The sequence below is a fragment of the Albimonas donghaensis genome, from assembly GCF_900106695.1.
Classification (GTDB): Bacteria; Pseudomonadota; Alphaproteobacteria; order Rhodobacterales; family Rhodobacteraceae; genus Albimonas; species Albimonas donghaensis.
Window position 1 is genome coordinate 76,816 of sequence record NZ_FNMZ01000007.1, and the last position, 12,223, is coordinate 89,038.

Below are 12,223 nucleotides of genomic sequence, written 5' to 3' on the forward strand. Positions count from 1 at the left end.
TCAGACCAGCGGCGCCTGCACGGTGATGAAGATCTCCGCGATGTCGAAGCCGCCTTCGCCGTCGGAGATCCGGTAGCTCAGCCCGGTTTCGGCGGTCTCGCCCGGATCGAGGTCGTCGAACTCGCCGTTGGGGTTGAACAGCAGCGCCCCGTTGGCCCGGAGCTGCGCGCGCCCGCCATCGGCCAGCGCGAAGCCCACGCCGACCAGCGCCGCCTGCCCGTCGACTTCCACGACCTGCAGCAGGTCGCCGTCGACATCGCCATCCGCGCCGAAGCCGTTGTCCCGGAACACGTTGGTTCCGGTGTTCCCGGTCGGAGCGGCGACCATCTGGTCGTCACGGGCCTCGGGCGCGTCGTTCACCCCTTCCACCGTCAGCGTCACCGTCGCCGGCGCGGCCCCCGGCGCCCCGTTCTGGTCGCGCACCGAGTAGGTGAAGGAGGTCTCCGCGCTCTCGCCGAAGCGCAGGGCGTCGAAGTCGCCGTCGGGGTCGAAGACGAAGCCTCCGTCCGAGGCCACCGTCACCCGGCCGCCATCGGCGAGGTCCACCGGCTGACCCACCAGGCCCACCTGCCCCTCGACCCGCGACACCTCGATGACGTCGCCGTCGAAGTCGCTGTCGGCGCCCGACCCGTTGTCGGCCAGCACGTCGCCCGACAGCGGCGCGTCGGCCTGCGCTGTCGCCACGTCGTTCCGCGCCACCGGGGCGGAGTTGGCGCCCTGGACCACGAAGGTCGCCGTGGCGGTGTCGGTGAGCCCGCCGGCATCGGCGATCTCGTAGACCAGGCTGGTGGACCGGGTCTCCCCGTAAGCGAGGTCGAGGAAGTCGGTCCCCGCCGCGAAGGAGAAGCTCCCGTCCGCATTGACCCTGACCCGGCCGCCATCGGCGAGATCCGCGTAGACCCCGACCGAGGCCGCGTCCCCGTCCACCGAGACCACGGAGAACGCGTCCCCTTCCGGATCCGAGTCGGCGCCGCCGCCCCCGGTCCCGAACAGGCTGGAGACGAAGGCCGTGGCCCGCTCGCTCGGCGAGAACTGGTCGTCGGAGGCGATCGGCGCGCTGTCGGCCCCGGTCACCGTCACCGTCACCGTCGCGTCCGACCCGCCCGCGAGGCTGTAGCCGAAGCCGACCTCCGCGCTGTCGCCCGCGGCCAGGTGGTCGAAGTCGCCCGCCGGATCGAAGGCGAGCACCCCGTCCGCGCCCAGCGTGACGACGCCGCCGCCCGCCAGCGCCACCGGCTGGCCGACATTGGCGGCGAGCCCGTCCACCGCGGCCACGGCCAGCGGATCGCCGTCCACGTCCGCATCCGCGCCCGCGCCGTTGTCCGCGAAGACCGAGACCGAAAGCGTCCCGTCCTCCGCCACCGTCAGCGCGTCGTCCTGCGCCACGGCCGGGTCATCCTCGCCCTGCACCGTCAGGGTCACGGTGGTCGGCGCCGCGGCGGGCAGGTCATGCTCGTCGAAGACGGTGTAGGAGAAGCTGACCACCCGGCTCTCGCCCGCGCCCAGATCCTCGAAGTCGCCATCGTCGGCGAACCAGAACTTGCCGTCGGGATTGACCCGCAGACGCCCGCCGCCGGCCAGATCGATGGACTGGCCGACATTGCCCGCCTGGCCCTCGACCCTGCCCACATGCAGGACCGCGCCGTCGTCGGGATCATGGTCGGCCCCCGCCCCGTTGTCGTCCAGCACGTTGCGGGAGAACAGCGCCCCTTCGCTGGTCGCGAAGGCGTCGTCGACCCCCACCGGCCGGTCGTTGAGGCCCTCGACGGTGATCTCCACCCGGCCCTCGTCGATCCCGCCATGGGGATCGCCGAGCGTGTAGTCGAAGACGACCGTTTCGCTCTGCCCCAGGGCCAGGTGATCGAACTCCCCGGTCTGGGCGTAGAAGCGGAAGAACCCGTCCGACATCACCCGCAGGAAACCGCCCTCCGGCATCCGGATGGAGGTATCGAGCAGCGCCGCCTGACCGTTCACCGCGATCACGCTCAGCGCGTCGCCGTCGGGGTCCGCGTCGGGCCCGGCGCCGTTGTCGGCCAGCAGGTCGCCCTCGGTGGTCGCGTCCTGATCCGACAGGATCGCGTCGTCGGCCGCGACCGGCGCGTCGTTGCGGCCTTCGACCTCGACGAAGACCGTGGCGGTCGACGTCGCGCCGTGGATGTCCGCCACGGTGTAGTCGAAGCTCACCGTCCGGCTCTCGCCCACGCCCAGGTCCTCGAAGTCGCCGTCGGCGTTGAACCAGAAGGTCCCGTCCGCCAGCACCCGCGCCCGGCCGCCGCCGGCCACGTCGAAGCCGGTGTCCACATCCGCGCCCCCGGCTTCGACCACGCTCAGGGCCTCGTCCTCGGGATCCGTGTCGTTGGCCAGCACGTTGCCGGACGCCACGCCCGTCTCGGCGCCCCCGACCTGATCGTCTTCGGGCGTGGGCGCGTCGTTGGACCCGATCACCGACAGCGTGACCCGCGAGGTCGAGACCGCCCCGTGCTGGTCGGCCACCTGGATCTCGAAGCTGTCGGAGCCGAGCTCGCCTTCCGCCAGGAAGTCGAAGGCGCCGAAGGTGTTCCAGCCGAAGAGCCCTCCGCCCAGATAGGACGCCCGCGCCCCGGAGGCGAGCAGCACGCCCGCGCCGGAGATATCGGTCTCGCCCTCGATCCCGACCACCTCCAGCACGTCGCCGCCGTCAGGGTCGGCGTCGTTGTCGAGCACGGAGCCGGTGACCCCGCCATCCTCGTCGATCGCGAAGCCCGCGCCGGAGTCGTCGGCCGGGGTCGGGGCGTCGTTGCGGCCCTCCACCGTCACCGTCGCGGTGGCGGTCGAGGTCTCTCCGTGCGGGTCCTCGATGGTGTAGTCGAAGCTCACCTCGCGGGATTGGCCGACGGCCAGATCCTCGAAGTCGCCGTCGGCCACGAAGTAGAAGCCGCCGTCGGCCAGCACCCGGAGGCGGCCGCCCCCGGCGAGATCGATGCCCTGGTCCACCAGCCCGGCGTCGCCGTTCACCGCGACCACCGAGAAGGCGTCGCCGTCCACGTCGAAATCGGCGCCGGACCCGTTGTCGTCGAAGACCGAGAAGAAGCTGACCGCGTCCTCGTGGCTGGTCAGGGCGTCGTCGAAGGCCTCGGGGGCGTCGTTGACCCCGTCGACCCGGACGGTGACGATCTCGTCCGCCTTGCCGCCGCGGTTGTCGCCCAGCGTGTAGCCGAAGGTGATCGTGCGGCTCTCACCCACGGCCAGGTCTTCGAAATCCCCGGCGGGCGCGAACCAGAACTGGCCGTCGGAATTGACCCGCACCCGGCCGCCCGCGGCCAGGTCGATGGACTGGCCCACATTGGCCGACTGGCCCTCGACCCCGCGCACGCGCAGCGTGTCGGCCTGGTCGATGTCCCAGTCCTCGCCCGAGCCGTTATCCGCCAGCACGTTGCCGGACTTCACGCCGTCCTCATGGATCGAGGCGAAGTCGGGCTCCGGGCGCGGCTTGTCGTTGCGGCCTTCGATGGTGATCGTGACATGGCCTTCGTCGGTGGCGCCGTGGATGTCGGCGACGGTGTAGTCGAAGCTCACCTGCGCCGTCTGCCCGACCGAAAGATGGTCGAAGTCCGACGAGGCCGCGTAGAAGCGCAGCGTCCCGTCGGGCAGCACCCGCACCAGACCGCCGCCCGCCAGCGGGATCGACGCGTCCACATTCGCCGCCAAACCGTTCACCGCGACCACGCTGAGCGCGTCGCCCTCCCAGTCCCAGTCGGCGCCGGCGCCGTTGTCGGCGAAGACCGAACCCACGGTCACCACGTCCTCGGCCGCCCGCACCGCGTCGTCGCGGGCGAAGGGGGCGTCGTTATGGCCGGCGATCTCGACCGTGGCCTCGGCCTCGTCGGTCGCGCCGTGCTCGTCCGAGATCGTGTAGACGAAGGCGTCGATCCCGGTCTCGCCCTCCGCCAGCGCCTGGAACTCGCCGTTGACGTCGTAGAGGAAATTCCCCCCCGCCAGCAGCGTCACCCGCGCCCCGGAGGCGAGCTCCACGCTGTCGCCGACCTCGACCTCCTGACCCTCGATCTCCACCACCGAGAGGCTGGCCCCGGTGTCGGGATCGATGTCGTTGGCAAGCCCGCCGGTGACGGTGTTGGCCACGTCCTCGTCGCCCTGGAAGACGTCGTCGACCGCGGTCGGCGCGTCGTTCTCGCCGCGCACCGTGAAGCGCGCGGTCGCCGTGTCGGTCAGCCCCTCGGGATCGGCGATCCCGTAGACGACCGAGACCGTGCGGGACTGGCCGACATTGAGGTCCTCGAAATCCCCGTCCGGGTTGAACCAGACCTGGCCGTCGGCGTTGATCCGCACCCGGCCGCCGGCGGCGAGGTCGATGGACTGGCCGACCTGCGCCTGCACCCCGGCCACGGAGACCACCTGGATGGCGTCGCCTTCCGGGTCCGCGTCGTCGGCCCCGGTCGAGGGCGCCAGCACGTTGTCGGACGCAAGCCCGTTCTCGTCGACCTGGAAGCTGTCGTCGCGCGCCTCGGGCGCGTCGTTGCGGCCCTCCACGGTGACGGTGACCGTGGCCTGATCGGCGCGGCCCCGCCCGTCGTCGATCGTGTAGGTGAAGGCGACGTCGCGGCTCTCGCCGACCTGGAGGTCGTCGAAATCCCCGTCGGGGTCGAAGTAGAACTCCCCGTCCGCATACATCCGCACCCGGCCGCCGCCCGCGAGGTTGATCGCGGCGCCCACCGCCGAGGCGCTGCCGTTCACGCGGCTCACCACGAAGGGATCGCCGTCCGGATCGCTGTCCACGCCCGACCCGTTATCCGCGAAGGCGTCGAACAGGACCACCGCGTCCTCATGCAGCGACACCGCATCGTCCTGCGCCACCGGCGGCAGGCTCGGCAGGTCGTCGTTGGTCACCGTGTGGGTGGCCGAGGACGCCGAGGGATCGGCCGTGTAGCCGGCGCGCGAGATGGTCCCGAGGCCCAGCGTCAGGGTTTCGTCGGCCTCCTCCACCTTGTCGCCGACCACGTCGAGCCGGAGGATCTTGCGGGTCTCGCCGGCCGCGAAGCTCACCGAGCCCGGCGGCGGCGACGCCAGGTCGCCATTGGTCAGCGAGCCCGAGCGGGTCAGCGCCACGGTCAGCGGCGCGTCCGGATCGCCGGCCCGGTCGATGACGAACCAGACCGGGTTCACGCCCGTGTTCCCCTCGTCCTCCGAGGTCGCGGCCGACAGCGCCGCGCCCGCCAGCGACGGATCGGTGAGGCTCGCGCGGATCGAGAGCGTGCCGCCCAGATCGTCGTTGAGCGCGGTGTAGGTCGCCGCGTCGTCGGTCGCGGACACGGTGACGTTGGCCCGGTCGGTTCCGGAGAGGGTCAGGGTCAGCGTCTCGTCCGGCTCCATCCCGTAATCGCCGCGGACCTGGATCCGGAACGACTGGCTGGCCTGACCCGAGAGCATGACGATCTGCGCCGGCGGCAGGCTGACCACGTCGGCCGCGTCGATCAGGCCGCTGCGGTCGAGGGTGACCGTGGTGTCGCCGGTCAGGTCGCCGGTGCGGGTGACGGTGAACCAGACGTCCTTGGTCCCCGCGTCGCCTTCGGCGTCGGACGCCGCGCCCGCGGGCGCGAAGCCCGCCCCGTTGGGCGCCACCAGCCCGACCCCGATCGAGACCTCGGACGCGCCCAGCGCCACCGGGGTCACGGTCACTTCGACGGTCGCCGTGTCGGTCCCGCCATTCCCGTCGGAGATGGCGTAGGTGAAGCTGTCCGGCCCGGAATAGCCCGGCGTCGGGGTGTAGGTGACGATGCCGCCCGCGCCCAGAACAGCCGTGCCGTTGGACGGCTGGCCGAGGGAGGCGATGCTCAGCGCATCCCCATCCGCGTCCACGTCGTTGGTCAGCACCGCGATGTCGACCGCGCCTTCCTGCGCCACCGACACCATGTCGTCGCCCGCCACCGGGACCCGGTTGATGGCCTCGTAATGGACCGTGTAGGTCTGCGCGCCGGCCGTGTCGTTATGGTCGAGGATGTGCAGCACGAACTCGTAGGTCGGCCGCCCCGCATCGGGGAAGGTGCGGTCGGTGACCCACCAGTTGGCCGCGTCGAGCACCTTGCCGTCGCTGTCGCGCACGATCTCGACGACCCGGTAATTCCCGTCCGAAGGCTCCAGCAGCGCCGCGTAGCTCCAGCCCGACGCCATGGTCGCGGAGACCTCGACCTCGGCGTCGCCGCCCGAGGGGGCGCCGTCGGCGGTCTCGCCGATGGCCTGGGACACGGCATGCACGTCCCCGGTCGAGGAATAGAGCGCGTCGGGCGTGCCGAAGGCGTCGCCGTCGTCGTTGACCAGGAAGTCCGGCAGGCCGTCATGGCCGGGCACGTCGATCTTCACCTGCCGGATCAGCTCGTGGACCCGGGCCTCGGTGATCAGCGACAGCTCCTCGATGCCGAGGCTGTTGAGATGGGTGAATTCGACCGTGTAGTTGTCGAAACGCCCCTGCAGGCTGGATTGCAGCAGCCAGCTGGCGACCTCGACATCGCCCGCGGCCACGTCGCCGAAATCGACCCTCAGGCTCCGGGTCGCGGTCTCGCCGTTGACCGAAGAGCCGATGATCTCGAACTCGACCAGCAGGCCCTTCTCGTTGTCGATGATCTCCGGCTGACCGGAGGTGATCGACAGGTCCTGCGCGTCGCCGGCGCCGGAATTGGTGACCATGAGCGCGAGCTGGAACGGGTGGCTCGGCTCGACCACGCCTTCGGTGAACGGGTCGTCGGAGAACACGTTGCGCTGCCAGAAGTAATCCAGCTCCAGCTCCGCCTGCGGCTGCACGGTCACGCGCTCGCGGGCCAGCGGCACCTCGATGCCGACGCCGTTCTCGTTGTAGCCCAGCGTGCCGGTGACGAAGTAGTCGGTCGGCGCGTCCGGCGCGGCCAGCCGCGACGGGATCAGGGTGAACTCGGCCGAGCCGGTTTCGCCGGCCGCGATCACGCCGGCGCCGTCGATGCCGGTCAGGTTGCGCAGGATCGGGTCGTCGATGCCGAAGACGTTGGTCTCGACGATGTTGCCGGCGGCGTCGCGCACCTCCAGCGTCAGCGAGATGTCGGTGATGTCCTCGACCGTCAGGTTGACGATCTCCAGCTCCGCCAGGAAGGCCTGACGGGTCAGCACCACGTCCTGGGTGATGCGGATGCGCACCTCGGCGCAGACGCCGGCGTCCTGGGCGATCTGGCCGGCGTAGTCGTAGACGGACTCCGCCACCACGGTCCCCAGACCGCGCTCGTCCAGCGCCTCGGCCTCGGCGACCAGCGGGGTCAGCAGGTCGAGGATCTCGTCCACCCGCGCCCCGTCCACGATGTCCGTGCCGGCGGCGTCAGGGTCGGTGACGCCGGACTGAAGCGCCGCCAGCGTGTCGTTCCAGCGGTCGGCCAGGTCGTTGACCGCGTCCTGGCTGACCGGCTCGGGCAGGCCCATGGCCAGCAGGTCGGCGCGCTCGGCCCCGTCGATCATCTGCTGGGCGCCGGTCCCGCCGATGGCGGCGGCGAAAGCGTCGAAGAACGCGTCCGCATTCGCCCCGCGCCCGGAGATCTCATGCCAGAGCGGGTCGCCCAGCAGCTCGTCGACCAGGGCGAGGGTCTGCTGGATGATCTCGCTCGACAGCGCCCATTCCTCTTCCAGCGCGGTGCCGGGCTCGAAGAAGGGCGAAGTGCGGGCGTAGGCGTAATCCCACCAGTCGATCACGTGCAGCAGGTCGTCGATATCGCTGGCGAAGGCCGGCAGCAGCTCGGTCAGCTTGGCCATGGCGCCGGCGGTGTTCCCCGCCTGGAACCGCGCCAGCACGCTGTCGGACCCGCCGAAGCTGAGCATCGCCACCAGGCTGTCGATGGCGTTGCCCTCGGGGATCGAGGTCAGCGAGGCGTATTCCGCCGCGTCGCCGTCGCAGAGATCGGTGATCTGCAGCACCGGCACCGCGGGGTTGACCGCGTAGGCGCCGCCGGCGCCGCCGCCGCCGCCTCCCCCGCCACCGCCGCCGCCAAGGCCGCCGCCGCCGCCGAAACCGCCGCCGCCGAAGCCGAAATTGGCCGAGCCGCCCTGGCCGCAATTGCCCTCGACATTGGAGAAGCCGATCGGGATCGCCTTGTTGACGTCATAGGGCCCCGCGTCGAAGGCGTAGGTGAGCGAGCCCGAAAGCTGACAGGGGACCGAGCCCGGCGCGTCGCCGGCGTCGATGTCGTCCACCCGGCGCACGGTGACGGGAATGGTGATCGAGCTGTTGGCCTCCAGCAGCGCCAGCATCTCGATCGGCACGTCGAAGGTGTAGAGCGGATGCGAAGGCAGGTTGAGCTGCAGGTTCTCGACCTGGATCAGGCCGTGATTGGTCACGGTCATCTCGACGACCATGGACTCGCCCAGATCGTCGACCCGGCTCAGGTCGATGACATTGGGCGACAGCACCACCACCGGCAGCGGCACGTTGGTCTGGAAATCGGCCTCGACCACGACCTCGTAGCGGTCCTCGATCTCGATCTCGGTCACCGACCAGTAATACTGGACCGTGGTGCGCGACAGGAACGCCTCCATCACCCGCGGCTCGCCGGCCTCGAGGTAGATGGTGCCCTGCCAGCTGGAATGCTGGGCCGCCTGCACGCGGATGTCGTAATAGCCCTCCGGCAGGTCCGGAACGGTCACGTTCCCGTCCACGTCCAGCGAGGAGAACACCACCGCCCCCGTCACCGAATTGGTGATGGTGACCGAGGCGTCCTCGACCTGCGGCGCCTCCTCGGAGAAGAAGGTCAGCTCGTCCACGATGTTGAGCGTGAGCGAGCCGGTGTCGTCCTCCACCGCGGTGAAGTCGAAGGGCAGGTTCACCACGTCGCCGCCATTGGCCTCCACCACGGAGATGGCGCCCTCGTAGCTCAGCAGATCGAGATCCGCGCCGGGCAGCAGCGACAGGATCACCGTCGCCGTCTCGCCCGCGTCCAGCGGGTCGATGAACTGGCCGGAGGCGACCGAGAGCCAGGGCAGGTCCGGGATCAGCACCGTGATCGGGGCCGAGGTCGTGGCCCCGTGATTGGTGATGTCGAAGCTGATCAGCTCCTGCTCCTCGCGCACCATGAAGGCGTCGAGCCGGGCGACATCGGCCTCCAGGTCCGCGCCGGAGGGCACGACGTCGATGCGCACCGCGGCCTGGACCGTTCCGGCCTCGACCGAGGTGACCTGGATCACCGCGTCCACGAAGTCCTGCGGCGCGTCGGCGGGGACCGTCACCTCGAACCCGACGGAGACCGAGCCGTCGCCCAGCAGCTCCATGGTTCCGGCGTCGGTCATCAGCCAGTCGGCGGGCAGGCCGGTGACGATGATGTCGAGCAGCTCGATATCCAGGTCGCCGAGATTGTTCAGCGTGAAGGTGATGGTCTCGGTGGTCCCGAGGATCACTTCCTCGACCGCGGCGCGCTGGGCGAAGGCCATGCCGTAGAAGTCGGCCGAGGCCTCGGGGCTCGGCTGTTCGGCCGGGTTCTCCGGATGGCGGGCGGTGAAGTTCACCGTGCCCGCCTGGCCGGCCAGCACCGAGAAGTCGAGCGACCAGTTGCCGTTGACGTCGGTCAGCGCCGCGGCGGAGCGGACCACGCCGTCGAGCTCGGCTTCGATGGTCACGAACTCGAAGGCCATGCCGGCCCCGGAATCGGCGTCGAGCGCCTGCCCGGAAAGCTGGATCACCTGGCCCGTGACCGCCTCGGAGACGGAGGCCGAGAGCGTGGCGCGGAACCGGGCCGCGACATTGGCCTGGGCCGAGACGCCGATATTGTCGCTCTCGCTGGATTCCACCAGCACGTCGCCGCCGTCGGTCTTGACCAGCAGGTAGTAGTCGCCCGGCACGTCGGGCAGGTGCACGTTGACCAGCCGGTCATAGCTGACGCCCGAGGGCAGGACGCCGGCGAATTCCACCACCCGCAGCAGATCGTCGCCCGCGTCCAGCACCTGGTCGGTGGACAGGTAGATGCGGTCCTCGAAATGGGTGGAGGCGTCGACCGTGCCGTCATTGGTCACGGTGTAGCCGATCTGGACCCACTCATCCGTGCGCCCGCCGGCGAAGGAGACGTCAGAGGTCACCAGGTTCACGTCGCCATCCGAACCGCGGATGGTGACGGTCGCCGTGGCGGTGTCCGCGCCGCCGTTTCCGTCGGAGACGGCGTAGCTGAAGCTGTCGGTCGCCTCCTCTCCCTGGGCGAGCCCGTCGAAGGCGCCGTTGGGGTTGTAGAGCACCTGCCCGTCCGCCCCCATGGTCACGATGGCGCCGGAGGCGAGGGTGATCGGCGCGCCGATGGCCTGACCCTCGACATGGGTGACGCTGAGCGTGTCGGAGGCGTCGGGGTCGGTGTCCTGACCCGGTCCCGCATCCGGGGTGACGTCGAAGGTCACCGTGGCGCCTTCGTCCGTGGCGGCCGCGTCGTCGGCGGCGATCGGCGCGTCGTTGCGGCCCTCCACCACGAAGGTGGCGGCGGCGCTGTCGAAGCCGCCCCGCCCGTCGGAGACGGTGTAGGTCAGCGTGGTCTGCGCCGTTTCCCCGGCCGCGAGATGATCGAAGTCGCCATCGGCGTTGAAGATCACCCGTCCGTCCGCATCGACCCGCGCCCGGCCGCCGCCGAGCAGGTTGATCCCCTGCCCCACGAAGCCCGGCTGACCGTTCACCGACAGCACCGTCAGCGGATCGCCGTCCGCGTCGGAATCCGCGCCCGAACCGTTGTCCGCGAAGGCGTCGCGCACCCCGCCGCCCATGTCCTCATGCACCGCGAAGACGTCGTCGCGGGCGTCGGGGGCGTTGTTGGTCCCGGTGATGCGCAGGGTGACGGTGGCGGTGTCGGACCCGCCCTCGCCGTCCTCGATCGTGTAGGTGAAGCTGTCGGTGGCGGTCTGCCCCTGGGTGAGCCCGGAGAAGGCGCCGTTCTGCACGTAGTCGAAGGTCCCGTCGGCGTTCAGCGTGACCAGCGCGCCGGAGGCCAGCGCGATCTGCGTCCCGATGCTGGCGAGCCCGTTGACCGCCGTCACCGTGATCGGGTCGCCCTCGGGGTCGTCATCCGCGCCGACGCCGTTGTCGGCCAGCACGTCGCCCGAGATGTTCACCCCGACCGAGGCCGTGAACTGGTCGGCGATGGCGTCCGGATCGTCGTTGCGCCCCTCCACCGTGATCGTGGCGGTGGCGGTGTCGCGACCGCCCTGCGGGTCCTCGACGGTGTAGGCGAAGGTCACGTCGCGGCTCTCGCCCGGGGCGAGGTCGTCGAAATCGCCGTTCGCGTCGAAATGGAAGGTCCCGTCGGCGGCCAGGTTCAGCCGGCCGCCGCCCGCGAGGTCGATGGCCGTCCCGACCGAGGCCGGCTGGCCGTCGATCTCCACCACGCTCAGCGCCTGGCCCTCGGGGTCGCTGTCCGCCCCCGACCCGTTGTCCGCCAGCACGTCGCCGGCGAAGACCGCGTCCTCATGGGTGACGAAGGCGTCGTCCCGCGCGATCGGATCGGCGCCGGCGCCGGTGACGGTCACCGTGGCGGTGGCGGTGTCGGTTCCGCCCTGCCCGTCGGAGATCGTGTAGTCGAAGCTGTCGGTCGCGTCGGCGCCCGAAGCGAGCCCGTCGAAGGCCCCGTTGGGGTCGTAGTCGAAGGTCCCGTCGGCGTTCAGCGTGACAAGGGCGCCGGAGGCCAGCGTCACCTCCGCGCCCACGCCCGCCGCGGCGCCGTTGATCGCGGTCACGCTCAGCGGATCGCCGTCCACGTCGCTGTCGGCGCCGCCGCCGGCCGCGCCGATCACCGTACTCGACAGCGTGTCGTCGGCCCCCGTCGTGTAGGCGTCGTCGACCGCGTCCGGGGCGTCGTTGCGCCCGGCGACCACCAGCTCGACCGTCGCGGTGTCGGTCCCGCCCCGGTCATCGGTGATGGTGTAGTCGACGAAGGTCGAGCGGCTGTCGCCCACGGCCAGGTCGTCGAAATCGCCGTCGGCGTTGAACACCAGCCGGCCGTCGTCGTCGATCAGCACGCGCCCGCCGCCTGCAAGGTCGATCCCCTGCCCGACCAGGGCCGCCTGGCCGTTCACCGCGCTGACCCGGATCGGATCGCCGTCGGGGTCGGCATCCGCGCCCGCGCCGTTGTCGGCGAAGACGTCGCGGATGGCGCCGCCCATGTCCTCATGCACCGCCAGCGTATCGGCCTGCGCCGCCGGCGCGACGTTGTTGCGGGAGATCTGGATGGTCACCGTGGCGGTGTCGGTCCCGCCA

General features: G+C 70.8%; 1 protein-coding gene (cut by a window edge). It reads right to left on the reverse strand.

Annotation, left to right across the window (positions count from 1 at the left end; translation table 11 throughout):
• A protein-coding gene (locus BLV24_RS16615; protein WP_143040342.1) for a cadherin-like domain-containing protein crosses the window boundary here: on the reverse strand, positions 1-12,223 show its final stretch. 17,147 nt of this gene lie beyond the right edge of the window; 12,223 of the gene's 29,370 nt are visible here — the last part of the coding sequence; its start codon lies off the right edge, out of view — the gene reads right to left on this strand; the stop codon is at positions 1-3.